Origin of the sequence: Companilactobacillus metriopterae, assembly GCF_004117915.1 — a bacterium.
GTDB classification, from domain to species: domain Bacteria; phylum Bacillota; class Bacilli; order Lactobacillales; family Lactobacillaceae; genus Companilactobacillus; species Companilactobacillus metriopterae.
This window is the reverse complement of the sequence record NZ_RSTD01000001.1, coordinates 438,507-459,673: the sequence shown is the minus strand read 5'-3', so window position 1 is coordinate 459,673 and position 21,167 is coordinate 438,507. Positions and strand designations below refer to the sequence as shown.

At 34.0% G+C, this 21,167-nt stretch carries 24 protein-coding genes; 2 read left to right on the top strand and 22 right to left on the bottom strand.

Going from position 1 to position 21,167, the window contains the following annotated elements:
• Positions 1-7: 7 nt before the first annotated feature.
• The 19 genes from EKN01_RS02330 to EKN01_RS02240 all read right to left on the bottom strand — a co-directional run bounded on the left by EKN01_RS02330 (position 8) and on the right by EKN01_RS02240 (position 14,239).
• Entirely contained in the window at positions 8-229 is a 222-nt protein-coding gene (locus tag EKN01_RS02330; protein ID WP_099974614.1) for a DUF2969 family protein, read from the bottom strand.
• Positions 229-540, bottom strand: coding sequence for a membrane protein insertion efficiency factor YidD (gene yidD / locus EKN01_RS02325; protein ID WP_425435947.1), 312 nt, complete (start codon positions 538-540; stop codon positions 229-231). Before yidD ends, EKN01_RS02330 begins: the two co-directional genes overlap by 1 nt.
• Positions 537-719 (bottom strand): DNA-directed RNA polymerase subunit beta, encoded by a 183-nt coding sequence (locus EKN01_RS02320; RefSeq protein WP_099974613.1) that lies wholly within the window; start codon positions 717-719, stop codon positions 537-539. The genes yidD and EKN01_RS02320 overlap by 4 nt, the downstream gene beginning before the upstream one ends.
• Before the next feature lie 9 nt (positions 720-728).
• Entirely contained in the window at positions 729-1,718 is a 990-nt protein-coding gene (locus EKN01_RS02315; RefSeq protein ID WP_099974612.1) for a rod shape-determining protein, read from the bottom strand.
• A gap of 82 nt (positions 1,719-1,800) precedes the next feature.
• Positions 1,801-3,123: a UDP-N-acetylglucosamine 1-carboxyvinyltransferase gene (murA, locus tag EKN01_RS02310; protein WP_129044808.1), complete on the bottom strand. Its 1,323-nt coding sequence runs from the start codon at positions 3,121-3,123 to the stop codon at positions 1,801-1,803.
• A 17-nt stretch (positions 3,124-3,140) separates the two neighbouring features.
• The gene (locus EKN01_RS02305) at positions 3,141-3,374 is read right to left on the bottom strand and encodes a DUF1146 family protein (RefSeq protein ID WP_099974610.1); all 234 of its coding nucleotides are present in this window, start codon (positions 3,372-3,374) and stop codon (positions 3,141-3,143) included.
• Positions 3,375-3,493: 119 nt separating this feature from the next.
• On the bottom strand, positions 3,494-3,928 hold the full coding sequence (locus EKN01_RS02300; protein WP_099974609.1) for a F0F1 ATP synthase subunit epsilon: 435 nt from the start codon (positions 3,926-3,928) through the stop codon (positions 3,494-3,496).
• A 17-nt stretch (positions 3,929-3,945) separates the two neighbouring features.
• Positions 3,946-5,385, bottom strand: coding sequence for a F0F1 ATP synthase subunit beta (atpD, locus tag EKN01_RS02295; protein WP_099974608.1), 1,440 nt, complete (start codon positions 5,383-5,385; stop codon positions 3,946-3,948).
• Between the two features lie 20 nt (positions 5,386-5,405).
• Positions 5,406-6,320 carry a F0F1 ATP synthase subunit gamma gene (locus EKN01_RS02290; protein WP_099974607.1) on the bottom strand — a complete coding sequence of 305 codons (915 nt, stop codon included), beginning with the start codon at positions 6,318-6,320 and terminating at the stop codon, positions 5,406-5,408.
• A 20-nt stretch (positions 6,321-6,340) separates the two neighbouring features.
• Positions 6,341-7,861, bottom strand: a complete 1,521-nt coding sequence (atpA, locus tag EKN01_RS02285) for a F0F1 ATP synthase subunit alpha (RefSeq protein WP_129044807.1) — start codon at positions 7,859-7,861, stop codon at positions 6,341-6,343.
• A gap of 19 nt (positions 7,862-7,880) precedes the next feature.
• On the bottom strand, positions 7,881-8,426 hold the full coding sequence (gene atpH / locus EKN01_RS02280) for an ATP synthase F1 subunit delta (protein WP_129044806.1): 546 nt from the start codon (positions 8,424-8,426) through the stop codon (positions 7,881-7,883).
• On the bottom strand, positions 8,413-8,934 hold the full coding sequence (gene atpF / locus EKN01_RS02275) for a F0F1 ATP synthase subunit B (RefSeq protein ID WP_099974604.1): 522 nt from the start codon (positions 8,932-8,934) through the stop codon (positions 8,413-8,415). Before atpF ends, atpH begins: the two co-directional genes overlap by 14 nt.
• Positions 8,935-9,015: 81 nt before the next feature.
• Positions 9,016-9,228, bottom strand: a complete 213-nt coding sequence (gene atpE, locus EKN01_RS02270) for a F0F1 ATP synthase subunit C (RefSeq protein ID WP_099974603.1) — start codon at positions 9,226-9,228, stop codon at positions 9,016-9,018.
• Positions 9,229-9,252: 24 nt separating this feature from the next.
• Positions 9,253-9,963 carry a F0F1 ATP synthase subunit A gene (gene atpB / locus EKN01_RS02265; RefSeq protein ID WP_099974602.1) on the bottom strand — a complete coding sequence of 237 codons (711 nt, stop codon included), beginning with the start codon at positions 9,961-9,963 and terminating at the stop codon, positions 9,253-9,255.
• Between the two features lie 114 nt (positions 9,964-10,077).
• Positions 10,078-10,707, bottom strand: coding sequence for a uracil phosphoribosyltransferase (upp, locus tag EKN01_RS02260; protein WP_099974601.1), 630 nt, complete (start codon positions 10,705-10,707; stop codon positions 10,078-10,080).
• Between the two features lie 11 nt (positions 10,708-10,718).
• On the bottom strand, positions 10,719-11,720 hold the full coding sequence (locus tag EKN01_RS02255) for an L-threonylcarbamoyladenylate synthase (RefSeq protein WP_129044805.1): 1,002 nt from the start codon (positions 11,718-11,720) through the stop codon (positions 10,719-10,721).
• Positions 11,721-11,724: 4 nt separating this feature from the next.
• On the bottom strand, positions 11,725-12,603 hold the full coding sequence (prmC, locus tag EKN01_RS02250; RefSeq protein ID WP_338323306.1) for a peptide chain release factor N(5)-glutamine methyltransferase: 879 nt from the start codon (positions 12,601-12,603) through the stop codon (positions 11,725-11,727).
• A complete protein-coding gene (gene prfA, locus EKN01_RS02245) occupies positions 12,548-13,645 on the bottom strand; it encodes a peptide chain release factor 1 (RefSeq protein WP_129044803.1) in 1,098 nt (365 codons plus the stop codon). The genes prmC and prfA overlap by 56 nt, the downstream gene beginning before the upstream one ends.
• Positions 13,646-13,660: 15 nt before the next feature.
• Complete coding sequence (locus tag EKN01_RS02240; RefSeq protein ID WP_129044802.1) at positions 13,661-14,239, bottom strand: thymidine kinase; 579 nt, start codon at positions 14,237-14,239, stop codon at positions 13,661-13,663.
• 152 nt (positions 14,240-14,391) lie between these two features.
• Here EKN01_RS02240 and EKN01_RS02235 point away from each other — a divergent pair, with 152 nt between their 5' ends.
• Positions 14,392-15,732 (top strand): Mur ligase family protein, encoded by a 1,341-nt coding sequence (locus EKN01_RS02235; RefSeq protein ID WP_129044801.1) that lies wholly within the window; start codon positions 14,392-14,394, stop codon positions 15,730-15,732.
• A 28-nt stretch (positions 15,733-15,760) separates the two neighbouring features.
• Here the strand turns inward: EKN01_RS02235 and EKN01_RS02230 are convergent, their stop codons facing one another.
• From EKN01_RS02230 to EKN01_RS02220, 3 genes are read right to left on the bottom strand one after another with little or no spacing between them, the layout of a single operon-like run.
• The gene (locus EKN01_RS02230; RefSeq protein ID WP_129044800.1) at positions 15,761-16,711 is read right to left on the bottom strand and encodes a serine hydrolase domain-containing protein; all 951 of its coding nucleotides are present in this window, start codon (positions 16,709-16,711) and stop codon (positions 15,761-15,763) included.
• Between the two features lie 59 nt (positions 16,712-16,770).
• Positions 16,771-18,645, bottom strand: a complete 1,875-nt coding sequence (locus tag EKN01_RS02225; protein WP_129044799.1) for an ABC transporter ATP-binding protein — start codon at positions 18,643-18,645, stop codon at positions 16,771-16,773.
• Entirely contained in the window at positions 18,645-20,366 is a 1,722-nt protein-coding gene (locus EKN01_RS02220) for an ABC transporter ATP-binding protein (RefSeq protein ID WP_129044798.1), read from the bottom strand. The genes EKN01_RS02225 and EKN01_RS02220 overlap by 1 nt, the downstream gene beginning before the upstream one ends.
• A gap of 82 nt (positions 20,367-20,448) precedes the next feature.
• Here EKN01_RS02220 and EKN01_RS02215 point away from each other — a divergent pair, with 82 nt between their 5' ends.
• Positions 20,449-21,114, top strand: a complete 666-nt coding sequence (locus EKN01_RS02215; protein ID WP_129044797.1) for a CPBP family intramembrane glutamic endopeptidase — start codon at positions 20,449-20,451, stop codon at positions 21,112-21,114.
• Positions 21,115-21,167: the final 53 nt, after the last annotated feature.

The following is a 21,167-nucleotide window of genomic DNA, read 5'->3' as shown; positions in this document are numbered from 1 at the left end:
ACACCTATTAATGATTATGTAGATTATATTGCATTAATAATTCGTTGATAGCATCATCTAATTTAACTGTCTTAAATGGAGTATCTCCAGATTCGATAGTAGATAAATATCTATCCCCTTCTTTTACTATTGATCCAATATATTTTTTCTGATCCCAAAGTTCATATTTTTCAGGATCACTAGATATTTCTTTTAAGTCAATTTCAATTGATTTATCTTTTCTTGCCATTATTTTTCCTCATTATTTTGATTATGAAATTTATTTGCTATAATTTCGTCTTCATAGTTTTGGGGATTAGGATTTCTGAATATAGTGAAATTATCCGGAACGGGATCAACTCCACCTCGAATAAATGGATGACATCTTAAGATTCTGGCGATACCCATTATCGATCCTAATATAATACCATGTTTTTTTACTGCATCGATAAAATAGTTAGAACACGTTGGGTAATATCGACAACTTGGAGGTAAGATAGGCGATATAAATTTTTGATAAAATCTCACAGGATATAAATAAATATAGCTCAGCTTTTTCATCTTAGAAAATCAACCATATGTATCCATGTTCCTGGCCACAAAATAGCAAATGGATTAGATCCACCTAAAGCAGATCCTATCAACATTCCTAATAATAGAAATATGACCATTAACAAAATAACTCGCCATACTTTTCTAAATATCGAATTACGATATTCTTTTCCAAAGTCTCGTTTCATTTTTCACCCTTAAAATTGCTTATGTTTTCTTATATTTTCTAAAAGTATTCCTGTTCCTAGTGCCACAGAATCCAATGGGTTCTCTGATCTTAACACAGGTACTCCTAATTCATCAGCAAAATATTTGTCTAGATTTTTTACTAGTGAACCTCCACCAGTTAACATAACACCTTGATCGATGATATCTGCAGTAAGTTCTGCTGGTGTCTCTTCCATAACAGTTTTTGTAACTGATAAAAGTTGTTCAACAGATGGTTTCAAAGCTTCATAGATATCCACTTCTGTCAATTCTACTTCCTTAGGTAAACCGGAAGCAACATCGATACCACTTGCTGAGTACTTGTTACTCTCTTGAGGATTCATCGCTGTCCCAAGACGAATTTTAATATTTTCTGAGGTCTTTTCACCTACGATTAGATCCTTTTTATTCTTAATGTAATTTTGAACAGCAATACTCATTTTATATCCTGCATGACGAAGAGATCTACTTGCAACAACATCACCCATTGATAAAACAGCAACATCGCTAGTTCCACCACCAATATCAATTACCATACTTCCGTGTGGTCTAAAGATATCTAACCCTGAGCCAACTGCAGCTACTTTAGGTTCATATTGTAAATAAACTTGGCTAGCACCAGCATTTTCAGCTGCTTCAATAATTGCCCTTTGTTCAACATTTGTCACATCTGTAGGTGTACAAATCATAATTATTGGTTTAGAAAATCTACCTTTGGCTTTTACTTTTCCAATAAATTGTTGAAGCATTTTTTCTGTAACATCAAAATCAGCAATTACCCCATCTTTTAAGGGTCTTATCGCACGAATACTGTCTGGTGTTCTACCAGCCATTCTGTAAGCATCTTGCCCTACAGCGATTACTTCATTTGTTTTAGTATTAACCGCAACCATAGACGGTTCATTTAGGACAACTCCATCACCTAATACGTTAATTAAAACATTGGCTGTCCCTAAGTCTATACCTATTAATTTTTTCATGAAATCCTCCGTAAACCTAATAAAAATTATATCATATCTAGACATTACAAATAAAAAAAGAAGCGAATAAAATTCGCTTCTTTTAAGCTAGTAAATCTTTTTTATTTAAATCAGATGTGATAACTGTTTCAATTCCATTTTTATCAATGGATACTCGATGAATATCAGCAACTAAATTTTGAAGTTTTTCTACAAATTTATAGTAACCACGATCAAGATATTTTAGATTTGAAACTCTGGTTTCACCGTCAGCAACAATCCCAGCTAAAACAAGTGCAGCGGCAGATCTCAAATCTGTAGCTTCAACGTCTGCACCTGAAAGTTGTGCAGGTCCAAACATAATAACAGAATTACCTTCTATACGGTAATCTCCACCCATTTTTCCGAATTCATTAAAATGCATGAATCTATTTTCAAAAACAGTTTCTTGCATAATACTTGTTCCATTACTTAGAATTTGAGCTAATGTCATTTGTGCTTGCATATCTGTTGGGAAGCCTGGATGTGGAATTGTTTTAACATCTGTAGGTTTCAAGTTATCAGTTCCGATAACTCTTATACCTTCATCAGATTCAATAAATTCAACTCCCATTTCTTCTAACTTAGAAATCAATGGACGATTGTGGTTAACAACTGCATCTTCAATCAAGATATCACCATTTGTGACGGCAGCGGCTACCATGAAAGTGCCTGCCTCAATTCTATCCTGCATAATACTGTGTTCACAGCCATGAAGTGATTCTACACCTGTTATTTTGATAGTATTTGTTCCTGCACCAGTGACTCTAGCACCCATTTTACTTAGAACATTGGCCAAATCAACAATTTCAGGTTCACGAGCTGCATTTTCAATAATTGTTTCGCCTTCTGCTAAGGTAGCAGCCATCATGATATTTTGAGTAGCTCCAACACTAGGGAAATCTAAATAAATATTTGTGCCATGAAGACCTTCTGTCTTGGCATCAATATATCCACCGTTTTGAGTAAATTCTGCTCCCATAGCTTCCAAACCCTTAAGATGCAAATCAATTGGTCTAGAACCAATAGCGCAACCTCCAGGCATGGCAATGTGAGCTTCTTTGTTTCTAGCAAGGAGAGCTCCCAAAACAACAATAGATGCGCGCATTTTATCTACTAATTCTTCGGGTGCATCTGATAGAATTGTACCTTCTGAATTAATTTCCACTGTCTTATTTATCTGATCATAATCAACATCAGCGTCTAATCTTTTTAGAACTTCAATCATTGTTAAAACATCAGAAAGAGGAGGAACATTTGCAAGTTGTACAGTTCCTTTCTCAGCTAAAATTGTTGATGCCAAAATTGGCAATACTGCATTTTTAGCCCCTTCTATTTCAACATGCCCTGTCAAACGACTGGGACCATTAACAATAATTTTTTCCACGATAAAGCCTCCAGATATTACCTAAAGAGTAAAGAAAAACTCTGTGATAAAGTAAAAATACTTATAAAAAATGTACTTACGTTGTACCCAATTGCAATTGATAAAAATAAAACAAAAAATCTTAAAGGTCTAGGATCATTACTTGATCGGAAAATCTTATTCCAATCGATAGATTGTAATATGTTGTATGTAATAGTAATAAAGACTAAATGACTAATTAGTGTAACTAAAGATATCAAACTTAAACTCATAGTCTAACCTCACTTTCTACATAATAACATGACTTAATTTTAAATATGCAAATTAAGTAATTCTTTTACTTTTTTTAATTTAAAATAAAAAAAGCTTGGGAAATGTATTCCCAAGCTTTTTATTTATCTGAACTTACATTAATTCTATTGATAGCTTTACGTAGTGATATTTCAGCTCTTTTGGCATCTGCATCGTTCTCTGAATTATCTTTAGATTTCTGAATAATTTCTTCAGCATGTTTCTTTTGATATTCAGCACGTCTTAAATCAATGTCTCCAGCTCTTTCAGCACTATTTGCCACAATAGACACTAGATCATTACTAAACTCCAAAAAGCCGCCATTTACAGCAATTACATCCACATGATTAGGATCGTCTAATCTCTTAACACGAACTTTATCTATTTTAAGTGGGGCAATAATTGGTTCATGATTTGCCATTATACCAATTTCACCATCAATGGAACTTGCAATAATAATTTTTCCATGATGATCGTAAACAACGCCATCAGGAGTGACAATATTGACCGTCATAACATTATCTTGATCAGCCATATTATTCCTCCTTATTTTTAGTTAGTAACAGCTTTACTTGAATCTTCTGATGCTTTCCAGCCCATACCTTCAGCTTTTTTAAGTACATCTTCAATTCCACCAACACCATTGAAGGCATCTTCTGGAACATCATCGTACTTACCATCTAATATAGAACGGAAGTCTTTTACTGTTTGTTCAACAGGAACATATGAACCAGGCATACCAGTAAATTGTTCAGCAACACTAAAGTTTTGTGCTAAGAAGAATTGAATTCTTCTGGCACGTGCAACAACTGTTTTTTCTTCATCAGATAGTTCATCCATACCAAGAATTGAAATAATATCTTGCAATTCACGATATCTTTGAAGAACTTGTTGTACTTCAGTAGCTACATTGTAGTGTTCTTCACCAACGATTGATGGATCAAGAGCAGATGAAGATGATGCCAATGGATCAACGGCAGGATATATACCTTGCTCTGTCAATTTACGTTCCAAGTTGGTTGTAGCATCCAAATGAGCAAATGTTGTAGCTGGAGCTGGATCGGTATAATCATCAGCAGGAACATAAACAGCTTGAATTGAAGTGATTGAACCCTTCTTAGTTGAAGTAATTCTTTCTTGCAATTGTCCCATTTCTGTAGCCAATGTTGGTTGGTAACCAACGGCTGATGGCATACGACCTAGTAAGGCAGAAACCTCAGAACCAGCTTGAGTAAATCTAAAGATATTATCAATGAACAATAGAACATCTTGTCCTTCGACATCACGGAAATACTCAGCAATTGTTAAACCTGTTAGGGCAACACGCATACGAGCACCTGGTGATTCGTTCATTTGTCCATAAACCATGGCAGTCTTTTTAAGAACACCAGATTCCTTCATTTCATAATAAAGGTCATTACCTTCACGAGTTCTTTCACCAACACCAGTAAACACAGAAATTCCACCGTGTTCTTCGGCGATATTGTGAATTAACTCTTGGATTAAAACGGTTTTACCAACACCGGCACCACCGAACAATCCAACTTTTCCTCCTCGAACATATGGTTCAAGAAGATCAATAACTTTAATTCCTGTTTCAAGAATTTCAGTTGATGTATTCAATTCATCATAAGCGGGTGCTTGACGATGAATTGGATCACGTCTAAAGTCTGCAGGAAATTCATCCCCACCATCAACTGTTTGACCAAGAACATTGAAAACACGTCCCAATGTTTCTTTACCAACAGGGACAGTAATAGGACTACCTGTAGTTATAACTTCAGCACCTCTACGAATACCATCTGTTGAACTCATTGAAATAGTACGTAATATACCATCTCCAAGTTCTAGGGCAACTTCTAGAGTAATCTTTGATCCATCTGCTTTGTCTACAACAAGAGCATCGTTAAGTTTTGGTAAATCTCCATCTAGTGGAAATTCTACGTCAACAACTGGACCAATGACTTGATTAACAGTTCCTTTACTACTCATATTATTGGTTCCTCTCTTAACTATTCTAGTGCAGCAGCTCCACCAACAATTTCAGTGATTTCTGTTGTAATTTGAGCTTGACGAGCACGGTTGTAGTGTAATGATAAATCTGAAATTAAACTATCAGCATTATCAGTAGCACTCTTCATTGCTGTAACAGAAGCAGCATGTTCTGCAGTTTTTGCATCCATGATTGCTCCAAATATCAAACATTCAATATATTGAGGCACGATTGCTGACAAGACCACTTCAGGACTTGGTTCAGTAATATATGCACTTGCAATATTTTGTTCTTCTAAAGTTGCATCTTCGGCTTCATCTAAAGGTAACAATTTCTGTTTTGTAAATTTAGATACTAAAGAATTAACATGATGGTTATGACATACATAAATCTCATCAAATTCACCCTTTTGATATAATTCCAAAACTGATTTAACAACTGGAGTAATCTCTTCAACTGTAGGAATATCAGGTAAACCATTATATTGATAGCTCACATCAAATCCACGATTTTTAAAAAACTCAGTTCCTGTATTACCAAATGAAATAATAGTAAATTTAGACTTATCGTTATTATGATTTTGCTTAAATTGCTCCATCATTGCCTTCAAAATATTACTATTGTATCCACCAACTAATCCACGATCACTAGTGACAACAATATATGCTGTCTTCTTGATTGGACGTTTAGCCAAAAGATTTCCTAAAGCCATCGGATCACTTGATTGTGTTTCTGAAGCTTCACGAAATACATGTCCGACACTCAAGTGTCTTACAATTTCTTCAACCTTATTTGAATATAATTGATAAGCTTTTGATTTGCTTTCAATACGAGAGAGTTTGGCACCAGAAACCATTTGCATGGCTCTTGTAATTTGACCGGTCTTACGAGTAGAAGTTATTCTTCTTTTAATATCCATTAATGATTCAGCCAAAATTTAAACCTCCTGTATTTTTACTTATCATTTTGTTTTGAAGCAATGAAATTCTTAGTAAAGTCATCAATTCCAGATTTCATCTTATCTTCATCAGGAAGAACACCTTCATTTTTGATAGTGTCCAATAGATCTTGATGATTTGATTCAAAGAATTCTGATAATGAACTTTCATATTCTTGGATATCTTCCACTTCAACATTGTCTAAGAATCCGCGAGTAAGAGCAAAAAGAATAAGAACTTGCTTTTCAACAGTAATTGGAGAGTGAACTGGTTGTTTTAATACTTCAACTGTTCTACGTCCACGATCTAATTTTGATTTAGTTGCTGCGTCCAAATCAGAACCAAATTGAGCAAATGATTCCAATTCACGATAAGAAGAAAGATCCAAACGAAGTGTACCAGCAACTTTCTTCATAGCTTTAATTTGAGCATCCCCACCAACACGAGAAACAGATGCACCGGCATTGATAGCCGGTCTTGTACCTGAATAGAACAAATCACTACTCAAGAAAATTTGTCCATCTGTAATGGAAATAACGTTAGTTGGAATATAAGCAGAAATGTCTCCGGCTTGAGTTTCGATAATTGGTAAAGCAGTCATTGAACCACCACCCAATTCATCACTCAATTTAGCAGCACGTTCTAGTAAACGTGAGTGCAAGTAGAAAACATCACCAGGATAAGCTTCACGACCAGGTGGTCTACGAAGAAGCAATGAGAGTTCACGATAAGAAGTAGCTTGCTTACTTAAATCATCATAAATAATCAAGACATGCTTACCGTTATACATGAAGTATTCACCCATTGCTGCACCAGTATATGGTGCAAAATAAAGCATAGGTGCTGGAGAACTTGGTCCAGCTTCAACAACGATTGTATAATCCATTGCTCCATTTTTTCTAAGGGTCTCAACTTGACTTCTAATTGTTGATTCCTTTTGACCAATAGCTACATAGATACAAATCATATCTTGATCTTTTTGATTCAAGATTGTATCAATGGCTACTGAAGTTTTACCAGTTTTTCTATCCCCAATGATCAACTCACGTTGTCCACGTCCAATAGGAACAAGGGCATCAATAGCTTTTAAACCTGTTTGAAGTGGTTCAAAAACTGATTTACGTTGCATAACACCAGGTGCTGGTGATTCCATTGGTCTAGTTTCTGTAGTTGCAATATCTCCAAGACCATCAACTGGTTGACCTAAAGTATTAACAACACGTCCAATGAGTGCTTCCCCAACAGGGACTTCCATAATTTGACCGGTTCTCTTAACGGTGTCGCCTTCACGAATATTATCGTAGTTACCTAGAATGATGATACCAACATCATCACTTTCCAGGTTTTGAGCAACACCATAAGTACCATCAGCAAATTGCAATAACTCACTGGCCATAGCATTACCCAAACCATTAGCACGGGCAATACCGTCACCGACGTAAGTAACTGCACCTACTTCGTCAACTGAAAGTTCATCTTTGTAGTTTTTCAACTGTTCTTTAATCAATGAACTAATTTCTTCAGTTTTGATGCTCATCCTTTTCACCTCAATTATTTTAATTTGAAGCAAGTAGATTTTTGATGTTATTAAATTTCTTAATTACACTACCATCAATAACGTTGTCACCTACACGTAAGATAACTCCGCCTAAGATTGATTCATCTACTACACTCTTTAGATTTACTTGTTTCACCGAAAAACGTTGCTTAACAACATTTATCAAGTTTTCTTCTTGTTCTTTTGATAAAGGCACACTTGTTGTAGCAGTTGCTTCAACAATACCATGGTCCAGATCATAACGAGCAACGAATGAATCTACAATTTCTGTAATAGCATTCATCCTATCTCTATCAAGAACCATACTCAAAAAATTCTTTAGAAGATCACTATATTGTGATGATAAGGCATCTAATATGTTCTTCTTATCTTTCATTGAAATAGAACGCGTGCTCAAGGCAACACTCAATTCTGGATTTTCATCAAAAACAGCTTTTAAACTATAAATTTCTTCAAGCGTTTCATCTAAATTCCCATTATCTTGAGCAACCTCATACAATGCACGGCTATATCTTTTTCCAACTTGGAATTTACTTAGCTTCATTGTCTAAAGTCAACTCCTTAATATAAGAGTCAATTAATGCACTTTGATCATCTGCTTTAAGTTCTTTTCCGATAACTGTTGAAGCAATTTGAAGTGAAATACTTGCGATGTCATTCTGAGCATCTTTCATTGCATCTTCTTTAGCTTTTGCAGCATCTTCTTGTGCTTTTTGTCTTACCTTTTCAGCTTGATCATTGGCACTGTCAACAATACCCTTCTTCTGAGTTTCCCCATTTTCTTTGGCTTTGTTAACAATATCAACTGCTTCAGCTCTTGACTTTTGTAGAGCTTGTTCGCGTTCGTTAGCTAATTTTTCAGCTTTAGCTCTCTCTTGATCAGCGTAATCTAGGTCGCCTGTAATTTTTTTAGATCGATCGTCCATGATCTTAGTTACAGGTCCCCATGCAAATTTCTTAACCAATAAAGTTAAAATGATAAAGGAAATAAGAACAAATAACATATCACCTAAAGCTAATTTTCCGGCTCCAAGTACTAATAAGTTTGCCATTTACTATTCTCCTTCCTTTCATAAATAAAAACAGAAAAAGGCGATTATTATTTTTAATCATCGCCAGCAATTTGTTTGATATTATACGAAAAGAATAACAAATGAGATGGCAATAGCGATGATCGGAACAGCTTCGATAAGACCAACACCGACGAACATTGTTCCTCTTAAGTCACCTGATATTTCTGGTTGGCGTGCCATACTTTCAATTGTTTTAGAGATAACTAGACCGTTACCAATTGATGCTCCAAAGGCTGCTAAACCTGCTGCTAATGCTGCGGCTATTTCTTTCATAGTTAAAAATCCTCCAAAAATTTGTTATTCTCGTTCTAATTTGCGTGATACATATACCATCGATAGTGTAGTGAAAACGTACGCTTGGATGGCTCCAATAAATACTGAGAAACCTTGCCAAATCATTTCTACTGGAATTGCAAAGGCAAATGATACAAGACCAAAACTTGTTGCTACCTTAGCAATCAACATCAATAAAACTTCTCCAGCAAAGATATTACCGTAAAGACGTAATGATAAAGTAAGGTAATTCGTAAATTCTTCAATCAGATTAAATGGTAATAATAGAGGCAATGGTCTCGTAAAATTACTCAAATATCCACCGAATCCAAATTTCTTAACTCCATAATAATGTGCTAATAGAATCGACATTAATGCTAATCCCATTGTCACAATTGGATTAGCCGTTGGAGATTTCAAGTATGCATATCCACCAACGTTAATTTGAAAAATTAATCCTAATTGATTTGACATAAATATAAATAGGAATAATACAAATCCATATAATCCAAAGTTATTAGAAGGTCTATCAGAGACATTAGATTTTACAATTCCATTTGTAAAATCTATCATCCATTCAAGAAGGTTCTGAGCTTTACCAGGTTTCAATTGTAGTTTTCTTGATAATGAAAATACAAGTATAAATACTAATATTGCCGCGATTATAGTTGAAAGACAATTAGCAACATTAAATCTCATACCTAAAAAATCAATAAATCTATACTTATCATCCAAGTTAGATCACCCTCCTTTCAGCGTAATATTTTGTACACGATACCACAAAATAATAACACTAAAGATAAAAAATTATAAGTTAAAAATTTAAATTTTTTCATTCAATTTGTGAAATTATTTTGTGCCGAAAAGACGATCTCCAGCATCTCCAAGACCTGGGAAAATATATCCGTCATCTGTTAGTTGGTCATCCAGAGCTGCTGCATAAATATCTACATCAGGATGAGCTTCTTGAACAGCCTTAACACCCTCTGGTGCTGCTACTAAGACTACAAGTCTCATGTTCTTAGCACCACGCTTTTTCAAGGCGTCAATCGCCATATTTGCTGAACCACCAGTAGCTAACATCGGATCTACAATGAATAGATCACGTTGATCGATGTCACTTGGAAGCTTCACAAAGTACTCATGTGGTTGCAAAGTTTTTTCATCTCTATACATTCCGATGTGTCCTACTTTTGCTGCAGGGATAAGTTCAAGAACTCCGTCAACCATTCCCAAACCTGCTCTTAGAATAGGAATAACAGCTAGTTTTTTACCAGCAATAACGTTTTGCTTTGATTTACCCATAGGTGTTTCAATTTCAACTTCTTTAAGAGGAAGATCACGAGTAATTTCATAAACCATCAATTCACCAATTTCATTGGCTACTTCTCTAAACACTTTTGTTCCAGCATGCTTACTTCTGATAAGTGTTAATTTATGTTGAATAAGTGGGTGGTTCAATACTTGAAATTTAGACATTTCAATTCTCCTTATTTTTTATAATGTTTTTGACCAGCAGATTTTTCCAATCTATTATTATATGCTTCATTTATATTATCATCTGAGAAACCCTGTGCCAAAATATATTTTACTTTTTTATTATCAAGATATCTCAAACCAGCATATAAATTTCTCGTTGCTGAATATATATCGTTACCTAATGAAAAGGTTAGCTCTGCATTCTTAATATTAGAAAGCAAATCATCAGTAGCCATTATTCCGACAGAATCATTTGAATATTCTGCCATAGCCATAGCAAAACCATCTGGTTTATCTACTATAATAACTTCGGCATTGGGTGAATAGTGGGTGTACTTCATTCCTGGAGCTTTTGGTATTTCCTTCTGGCCAACTTTATGATGATCACTTGAAACAACAGGTAAATACTTACCTAAATCATCAACAGTTATCATTCCAGGTCTTAAAATAGTCGGCACATCTGTCGACATATCTAATACAGTAGACTCGACACCTATAACAGTAGGACCATCATCCAAAATTGCTGCAATCTTACCATTTAAATCATGATAAACATGCTCTGCCAGAGTAGGACTCGGTTTTCCAGATGTATTAGCTGACGGACCAACAATTGGTCTGCCTAGTTTGTCAATCAAGCTCAATGTTAATTGATTATCAGGCATTCGAAATGCAGCTGTATCCAAACCACCAGTTACACTTGAGGATAACCTATCTCTTTTTATTGGCAATATAATTGTCAATGGACCTGGCCAAAAATTATCCATTAATTCTCTAACTTGATCAGAATAATTTTCATCTACATACTCAAAAACCATATCTGGACTCGACACATGGACAATCAAAGGATTGTCACTAGGTCTACCCTTAGCAAGATAAACATTTTTGACAGCATCCTCATTTGTAGCATCTGCACCTAATCCATAAACAGTTTCAGTTGGAAAGGATACTAACTGACCGCTATCTAATAGTGATACTGCCTTATCAATTTCAGAACTTGTTAGTATTTCAGTCAATTTATCATCCCTTCTCTGCTCTAAGATATCTATCGTTACCACCTATATCTTTGAAAAAAGTCACTTTCATATCAGGTTGAAATTCTTCAAAAATTTGTTTTATTGCTTCTTTCTGGTGATAACCATATTCAAGGTATAGTTTACCCTTTTCAGAAAGAAAATGATCAATTTCAGGTATTAATTTTTGATATATTTCTAATCCGTTATTTTCTCCAAATAATGCTAAATCTGGCTCGTACTTCTTAACACTTTCGTCCATTACATCCATCTCATCAGTTGAAATATATGGTGGGTTGGAAACTACAATATCAAAAGTGTTATCGATTGAGGAAAACAAATTACTTTCAACAAATTTTATATTTGGAACATTTAAGTTTTGAGCATTACATTTTGCAACTTCTAAAGCATCACTAGAAATATCACTTGCAATAATATTTGATTTTTCAAAATGTTGTGCCAATGTAATGGCAATAACACCAGACCCGGTACCGATATCCAGTATATTTTTTGGATTAGAATTAACATTATCTTGAATTACTTGATCAACCAATTCTTCTGTTTCTTGCCTAGGTATCAGGACACTGCTGTTAACTTGAAAAACATTTCCCATAAAATAGGCTTGTCCCAAAATATATTGAACAGGTTCGTCATTCAAGAGTCTTTGAATGCCCTCATTAAATTTGCTTTGCAAATCATCTGTCATTAATTCCTGACCATGAACTTGTAGCAGAAGTTTATTCCAACCGGTCAACTCTTCCATCAAATATTGTGCATCATATGGAAGCTTTGAATTATTTTCTAGCATTAAAAAAGCCCTTTTCAGGGCATTAGAATAGTTTTGATTCTCCACTTTGGATTTGCTCCATCTTCTTAGTTTGGTCATCAACTATTAATGCTTCAATGACTTCATCTAATTCACCATTCATAATTCTATCCAATTTGTTAAGTGACAATCCGATACGGTGATCTGTAACACGGTTTTGAGGATAGTTATATGTTCTAATACGTTCAGAACGATCACCAGTACCAACTGCTGATTTACGTTGTTCATCGTATTCACTTTGATTTTGTGATTCATAAAAGTCATAAACACGAGATTTCAAAATTTTCATAGCTTTCTCACGATTTTGTTGTTGTGATCTTTGATCTTGCATAGCAACAACAATACCTGTAGGCAAGTGAGTCATTCTAACTGCGGATGATGTTTTATTAACATGCTGTCCACCAGCACCAGAAGCACGATAAACGTCGGTTCTAATATCTTTTGGATCTAGATCCAAATCAATTTCATCGTACTCAGGCATAATAGCAACAGTGGCTGTTGAAGTATGAACACGTCCTTGTGATTCAGTTGATGGAATACGTTGCACACGGTGTGCACCATTTTCGTATTTCAACTTAGAAAATACACTCTGACCTGTGATCATGATAGCAACATCTTTATAACCACCAACTTCAGTTGAAGTTTCATCAATAATTTCTAAATTCCAACCTTGTTTTTCACCATACTTCGTATACATACTCAAAAGATCGGCAGCAAATAAACTGGCTTCATCTCCACCAGCAGCTCCACGAATTTCCATGATGATATTTTTATCATCATTAGGGTCTTTAGGAAGCATCAACATATTCAGATTTTGAGCAACTTCTTCTATCTCAGTTTTTGCTTCATTTAAATCTTCTTTAGCCATTGCTTCCATTTCTGGATCATTGCTTTCACGAAGAATTTCGTCACTTTCATCAATTGTCTGCTCTAAATCTTTGTATTTCTTGTATGCAGAAACAATCTCACGCATATCTGATTCCTCTTTAGAAATCTCCATATAGCGCTTTGTATCGTTAATAACATCTGGATCACTCATCAATTCTTGTAATTCACTGTATCGATCAAGAACTGTTTCTAATTGTTCAAAATTATTATCCAATTTAAAAATCCTTTCTTACTTGTTCAACATTGGAGGATGGTTATAATGGTTACGACAAACTGGAACATACATCTCATTACCACCAATAGCAATTTGGTCACCATCGTAAACAGGTTTACCATCATTCATACGCATATTCATAATAGCTTTTTTCTTACAGTACCAACAAATTGTTTTCATTTCTTCTAGTTTATCAGCATATAGTAGCAAATACTTGCTACCTTCAAACAATTCATTTTTGAAATCGTTCTTTAGTCCGAATGCCATCACTGGAATTCCTAAATCATCCACGACTCTAGTAGCTTGTAAAACTTGTTCTTTAGACATAAATTCACATTCATCAATCAAAACACATGAAGCATTCAAATCTGTTGATTTAACAATATCATAGACATTGGAATCATTCATTAATGCAATAGCCTCTGACTCTAATCCTATACGACTCTGAATCTTTCCTTCACCAGATCTGGTATCTAGGATGCTTGTCATCAAAATTACTGATTTACCCTGCTCTTCATAGTTATGAGCAACTTTCAAAATTTCAATAGATTTTCCACTATTCATTGCACCATATTTAAAAAACAATTGCGCCATTATACTGCCTCCAATTTTGTGTTCGTTAAAAATTATAACTAAAAACTACTTAGATTAACACAACAAACATCATCTAAATTAATTTAATATTAGGAAAAATCTATAATATTATGTGATAATATATTTCTATTGAAAATAAATGAGGTCCCCTAATGACAATAAAATCGAGAATTGCCACAATAACTGGTAAATCTTCATACTTTATTTTAAATACATTTTTTAATGGTGGTTCTTCTTATCCGGGAAAAATCGCCTATAAAATAGACCCAAATATTCTAAGTTCAATTGGTAAAAAATACGATTTGGTTATTGTGACCGGTACTAACGGTAAAACTTTAACAACATCGCTTATTACCAAAATGCTATCTCAAAAATATGATGATATCTTAACTAACCCTACTGGTTCTAATATGATTCAAGGGGTAGTTACCAGTTTTGTGACACATCACAAAAAAAGTAAAAAACCATTAGCAATTTTGGAAGTAGACGAAGCAAATGTCGAACTAATTTGTAAACATATTAAGCCTAAATACTTTGTCCTTACAAATATATTCCGTGACCAAATGGATCGTTATGGTGAAATTTATACAACTTACCAAAAAATCCTCGATGGTATTAAGCTTGCTCCTGATGCAACAATTATTGCAAATGGTGATGCTGCAATATTCTCATCAAAAGATTTACCAAACAAAATTGTTTATTATGGATTTAGCGATCAAGGACATGAAAATGATGACTTCAAAGCCCCTACTAATACCGATGGTGTGCTTTGTCCTAAATGTAATCATATCATGCACTATCACTCAATTTCTTACGCAAATCTGGGTAGCTTCTTCTGTCCTAACTGTGGATTCAAACGTCCGGAATTAAAATATTTAGTTACAGATATACCTAAGCTTCTTCCTAATAAAACAACATTTGAAATCAATGGCAGCACTTTTGAAATGAATATTGGTGGTCAATATAATGTCTACAATGCACTAGCAGCTTATGCATTAGCATCAGAAATGGGTGTTAGTGTCGAACAAATAGGCAAAGCTTTCAACTATGATGAAAAAGTTTTTGGTAGACAAGAAACAATTAATATTAAAGATAAAAGTTTGAATATTATTCTAGTTAAAAATCCTGTAGGACTTAATCAAGTTATTGAAACTATCCTCAGTGATACTTCTGAGTATTCACTTGCTTTCTTATTGAATGCTAACTACGCTGACGGAATTGATACCAGTTGGATCTGGGATGGTAACTTCGAAGAATTCGATTACGATAAAATTCCACTAGTACTAACTGGTGGAAAAAGATCCAAAGATGTTACTTACAGATTTAAAATAGCTGGTCTAGATATGGATAAGAATATTCAAACGGAGAATATTGAAGACTTTGTAGATGATATTCAAAATATTCCAACATCAAAAATATATGTACTAGCAACATATACTGCAATGATGAACTTAAGAAAAATACTTACCGATAAAGGTCATATTAAAAAATAAGCAAATCTCATAAATGAGATTTGCTTTTTTATTTTTCATTCATAAATGAATCTCTGATAATTTGTCGTCTAATTAAAAATTTTTGATTATTTTCTAAAGGATGAACCCTGTTAGTCAAAACAACCATAGCTCTTTGTTTTTCATAGTTAAGTTCAATGAAATGTCCTGTATATCCAGTGTGAAACAAGATATTTCCATCTTCTGTTAAGATATTCCACCCGTAAGATCTTCCAGGATTCAACTCCGTTAAATTTTGATAATAATCTTTATTCTCAAGCATAATTTCAGCAAATTTCATAACATCATTTAATGTCGCAAACAGCCCTGCAGAGCCACAATGTACCCCCAACTGTCTAGCTTTAGGATCATTAGGTATGCCTTGCATATAGTCACCATTCAATTTGTAAGTTGGAACACATATTTGAGGATCAGGATTGAAGGTTGTTTGATGTAATCCCCAATTATCTAATATTTCAGTTTGAACAATTTCTTGAAAATTACCGCCTATTATTCTTTCAATAATCAATCCTAAAAATATCATCCCTGTATCTGTATAAACTACTTTTTTATTAAAATCTGCTGTTACTGGTAGTTTTAAAAGAGCTTTAACTAACTCTTCCCCATTTAAACTATCACGATCAGGTATATAGCCCTTAATTCCTGATGTGTGCGTCAATAAATGAATCACCTGAACCCTATCGCCTTTGAATTCTGGTAGATATTTGTTAATAGGATCAGAATAAGACAGTTTACCTTCTTCAACTAGTTTTTTGATCATTGGCACAGTTACCATGACTTTGGTCAGCGAGGCTAAATCATGAAAACTTTCCTGATCTATTGGACGATACGTTGTTAACCATGATTTGGCTCCAAGGTATTCTGTCTCCATTTTCCCATGGTCAATAAATCCCATGCTAACTCCGGGACAAACCTGCTCGTTAACTAATGATATTAATTGTGAACGTGTATTTTCAAACATTATTTTCTCCAATAAAAAAAGACATGTCTAAACATGTCTTTAATTTAACCTGAATAATCTTATAATGCAACGTTTCCAGCAAATTGTGAATTATATAAATCAGCATAGAAACCATTTTTTTCCATAAGTTCTTCATGATTACCTGTTTCAATGATAGAACCTTCATTCATAACAATAATCTTGTCAGCATCACGAATTGTAGACAATCTGTGAGCAACAACAAAACTTGTACGGTTCTTAAGTAGTCTATTCATAGCATGTTGAATATGTACTTCCGTTCTTGTATCAACAGATGATGTGGCTTCATCAAGGATTAGGATTTCAGGATTAGCAATAAATGCTCTGGCAATTGTTAATAATTGACGTTGTCCTTGAGAAATATTAGATGCTTCTTCATTCAAGACAGTATCATAACCATCTGGCAATTGGCGAACAAATCCGTCAACGTGAGCAGCTTTAGCTGCTTCAATAATTTCTTCCTTGGTAGCGTCTTCTCGACTGTACTTCAGATTATCATAAATCGAACCAGTAAATAGCCATGTATCTTGAAGAACCATAGCATAGTGAGAACGAACTTCCTCACGTGTCATATTTCTGATATCTTTACCATCAAGTTTGATTGAACCACCACTTACATCGTAGAAGCGTTCTAGCAAGTTGATGATAGTAGTTTTACCAGCACCAGTAGGTCCAACAATGGCAATCATTTCACCAGGATTGACTTCAAGATTATAATCATCCATCAACAATGATTTACCATCATATCCAAATTGCATATGATCAAGAATAACTTTCTTGTCAGTTTGAATGTCAGGAACATCGACTTTATCGTCGTTCATTTCTTCTTCATCCATAACTTCGAAAATTCTTTCCGCACTGGCAACTGTAGATTGAATAGTATTAGATAAGTTAGCTAGTTGTGTGATTGGTTGAGAAAATTGATTCATATATTGTAAGAATGCTTGAATATCACCAAGAGCCAACTTACCAGAAGCAACCTTGATACCACCATATACAGCAACCCAAACGTAACCTAGGTTATTAATAAATGTCATAAGTGGCATAATAACACCGGATATCATTTGAGCACGCCAAGATGATTGATAAAGTTTTTCATTTTCTTCTTCGAAAACTTTGATAGATTTTTCTTCATGATTAAAACTCTTTACAACATCATGTCCAGCGTATTCTTCTTCAACTTGATCATTTAGAAGTCCAAGTGATTTTTGTTGTGCTTTGAAGTGTTTTTGAGAACGTGGAGCAATTACTCCAACAACTAGTAAACTCAATGGAATAGTTATTAGGGCAATTAAGGTTAGCTTCCAACTGATAGTAAGCATCATCCAGATAACACCGATAAATGTCACGGTACTAGTAACTATTTGAGTAACACTTTGTTGCAGTGTACCAGCAATATTATCCATATCATTGATAGCTCTGGACATAACATCCCCATTAGTATGAGTATCATAATAATGAATTGGTAAACGTGACATTTTTTCTTTAAGATCTCTTCTCAAGTTGAAAACAGTTCTCTGAGAAATACGTGTCATTATAAATTGTTGCATGAAACTAAATAGTGCTGATAATACATAAAGTGTAAGAACAATTAGAATAATATGTCCGACTTTTTCAAAATTAATTGGATATTGCGAAATATTAATTCCTGCTTTTTGTTCGGCTACACCATTCATGTAACCTTTGTATATTTCTGTAGTTGCCTGACCAAGAACTTTAGGAGTTCTGATTTGGAATATTGCAGACGCAATGGCAAAAATAACAACTATCAAAACACCAATTGAGTATTTAGACATGTATTTAGCAAGTCTTCTGGTTGTTTTCCAGAAGTTCTTAGGTTTAACTACAACACCAGCAGTGGCACCAGGTCCATGTTGACGATTAGGAGCTTGTTGCTTTTCTTCTTTTTCAGCCATTACTCTGCCTCCTTAATCTGAGACTCAATAATTTCTTGATAAGTCTTATTATTTTCTTTCAATTCTTGATGAGTTCCAAGACCCACCATCTTACCTTCTTCAAGAACAACAATTTGATCAGCGTCAGCAACTGTTGAAATTCTCTGACCAACAATAACAACGACACTCTTCTTAATCTTAGAGTCATTCTTCAAAGCTGTACGAAGATTCAAATCTGTCTTGAAATCAAGTGCTGAGAAGGAATCATCAAACACATAGATTGAAGCATCTTTAACCAATGCTCTGGCAATCGCAAGACGTTGTCTTTGACCACCTGAGAAATTATCACCATTTTGTTCAACTGGTGCATCGAGCTGATCATCTAGTTCTCTGACAAATTCTGCAGCTTGTGCAATCTCTAAAGCATTCCATATTTCCTCATCGGTTGCTTCAGGTTTACCATATCGCATGTTATCTCTAATATTACCCTTAAATAAAACAGCTTTTTGAGGTACCATAGAAACTTGGTTATTAACATCAACCTTATCCAATGCTTTAACATCTGTTCCGTTTACACGAACAGTTCCTGCCTCAACATCATAAAATCTTGGAATCATGTTTATCAGTGTTGTCTTACCAGATCCAGTACCACCAATAATTGCCAAAGTTTGACCTTCAGTAACTTTGAAGTTCAAATCAGTAAGTGCAAGATCTTGAGCACCTTCATAGCGATAATTTACATCACTAAATTCTACTGATGGATCTGTTCCCATAACTGCAGGTTTTGTAACATTATCAATATTACTTTTTGCTGCAAAAATTTCATTGATACGTGCAGCCGAAGCTGAAGCTCTGGGAACAAAAACGAACACCATTGATAAAATCATGAAACTCATAAGAATTTGCATAGCATATGTCATAAAGGCAATCATATTACCAATTTCCATACTTTGGTTTGCAATATAATGAGAACCCAACCAAACAATACCAATATTTGTACCACTCATTACCAATGTAACAAGAGGAAGCATCAGTGAAACAATAGTAAATACACTGATAGCATTATGTGTATAATCTTGATTAGCATCTTTAAAACGGTTTTGTTCAAATTTATCTTGTCTAAATGCACGAATAACACGTACACCTGTTAGACCTTCTCTAAAAATCATGTTCAAACGATCAGTCTTAGTTTGCATTGCCTTAAATTTAGGAACTGCAAAAAACATAATTAGTCCAACAATAATTATCATAACTGGTATTGATACCAAGAAAATCTTTGTCATTGCAGCATTTTGGCGATAAGCCATGACACTAGCACCTACTAAAAGAATAGGTGCCATGATCATCATCCTTAATACCATAATAAGTACATTTTGAATTTGATTAACATCATTAGTAGTTCTAGTTGTTAATGATGAAGTATCAAAATTATCAAATTCGTCATTAGAGAAATATAGAACTTTCTTAAAAATATCTGAACGTAAATTCTTACCTAAACCTTGTGAAGATTTAGCTGCAAAATATACGTTAATAAATGATGCTATAATACTTAGAACAGAAACTAAAATCATCTTCATTCCGGCACTAATAATATAACCAGTCTGTCCTTTGGCAATACCATTATTAACAATGTCAGAAGTAAGATTAGGAATATATAATGTAGCAATAACTTGAAAAACCATAAACAAACAAGCCATGACTACAAAAGTAATATTCAATCGACCTTTTGCAACTTTAATCATTTAAATTCTCCTTCGTAAATTAAGTATTATAATATTAATTTACTAAAATATCTAATTAATTTTAAAATCAGGATGGTGCTACATGAATAATAATACCAAATCTCAAAGTATAATGTCTGGAATACTTAAAATAATAGCTTTTATAGGACTATTTATTATAGAACAATTGCCAATGGCTATTCTGACAATTCCACAAAAAAATCTAAAACCAGTAAATAATATCCTCCCTTATATAGTAATTGCACTAACTGTAGTAGCCTTTCTTATTATTTACTTTACCTATAAAAAAGCACAGAAATTTGATACTGTAGCCTTCAACAAAAGAACTTGGGTTTATATATTAGGAGGAGTGGTAGCATTCTTGATTATTAATTACTTAACACTTCTTCTTGTACCTAGTACGGATAACTCTAACGTAGAAGCACTGTCTTCTATTGCTAAAAACTATTTACTATACTTCCTTATATTTGCAGTATTTCTAAGTCCTGTTTTTGAAGAATTATTATTTAGAGGTATTTTCATGAATTGGTTCTTCTATAGATATAAATATTTGAATATAATATTGAGTGGTTTAGTATTTGGTTATATCCATGCACCAGATGTATCAATCAAAACATTTGGATATTTGATATCTAAAGTTTTATTGGGCATCGTCCTAGCTGTAATCTATAGAAACACTAAGAATATAAAAGCTAACATAGCAGTTCATATGCTAAATAATTTATCGGCTTTCTTCATAAAAATATGAAAAATGACATATTTAAAGATCTATCCATACGAGTTATCACATTTGCTTTAATG

Excerpts from the sequence above, each read along its gene's own strand:
- atpH (WP_129044806.1), bottom strand. The coding sequence starts at position 8,426 with ATGAAGCTAAGTAAATTCCAAGTTGGAAAAAGATATAGCCGTGCATTG.
- EKN01_RS02305 (WP_099974610.1), bottom strand. The coding sequence starts at position 3,374 with ATGAGTTTAAGTTTGATATCTTTAGTTACACTAATTAGTCATTTAGTC.
- EKN01_RS02235 (WP_129044801.1), top strand. The coding sequence starts at position 14,392 with ATGACAATAAAATCGAGAATTGCCACAATAACTGGTAAATCTTCATAC.
- EKN01_RS02315 (WP_099974612.1), bottom strand. The coding sequence starts at position 1,718 with ATGAAAAAATTAATAGGTATAGACTTAGGGACAGCCAATGTTTTAATT.
- upp (WP_099974601.1), bottom strand. The coding sequence starts at position 10,707 with ATGTCTAAATTTCAAGTATTGAACCACCCACTTATTCAACATAAATTA.
- EKN01_RS02300 (WP_099974609.1), bottom strand. The coding sequence starts at position 3,928 with ATGGCTGATCAAGATAATGTTATGACGGTCAATATTGTCACTCCTGAT.
- EKN01_RS02225 (WP_129044799.1), bottom strand. The coding sequence starts at position 18,645 with ATGGCTGAAAAAGAAGAAAAGCAACAAGCTCCTAATCGTCAACATGGA.
- EKN01_RS02240 (WP_129044802.1), bottom strand. The coding sequence starts at position 14,239 with ATGGCGCAATTGTTTTTTAAATATGGTGCAATGAATAGTGGAAAATCT.
- atpF (WP_099974604.1), bottom strand. The coding sequence starts at position 8,934 with ATGGCAAACTTATTAGTACTTGGAGCCGGAAAATTAGCTTTAGGTGAT.
- EKN01_RS02220 (WP_129044798.1), bottom strand. The coding sequence starts at position 20,366 with ATGATTAAAGTTGCAAAAGGTCGATTGAATATTACTTTTGTAGTCATG.
- EKN01_RS02215 (WP_129044797.1), top strand. The coding sequence starts at position 20,449 with ATGAATAATAATACCAAATCTCAAAGTATAATGTCTGGAATACTTAAA.
- atpA (WP_129044807.1), bottom strand. The coding sequence starts at position 7,861 with ATGAGCATCAAAACTGAAGAAATTAGTTCATTGATTAAAGAACAGTTG.
- EKN01_RS02230 (WP_129044800.1), bottom strand. The coding sequence starts at position 16,711 with ATGTTTGAAAATACACGTTCACAATTAATATCATTAGTTAACGAGCAG.
- EKN01_RS02330 (WP_099974614.1), bottom strand. The coding sequence starts at position 229 with ATGGCAAGAAAAGATAAATCAATTGAAATTGACTTAAAAGAAATATCT.
- EKN01_RS02320 (WP_099974613.1), bottom strand. The coding sequence starts at position 719 with ATGAAACGAGACTTTGGAAAAGAATATCGTAATTCGATATTTAGAAAA.
- atpE (WP_099974603.1), bottom strand. The coding sequence starts at position 9,228 with ATGAAAGAAATAGCCGCAGCATTAGCAGCAGGTTTAGCAGCCTTTGGA.
- atpD (WP_099974608.1), bottom strand. The coding sequence starts at position 5,385 with ATGAGTAGTAAAGGAACTGTTAATCAAGTCATTGGTCCAGTTGTTGAC.
- prmC (WP_338323306.1), bottom strand. The coding sequence starts at position 12,603 with ATGACCAAACTAAGAAGATGGAGCAAATCCAAAGTGGAGAATCAAAAC.
- yidD (WP_425435947.1), bottom strand. The coding sequence starts at position 540 with ATGAAAAAGCTGAGCTATATTTATTTATATCCTGTGAGATTTTATCAA.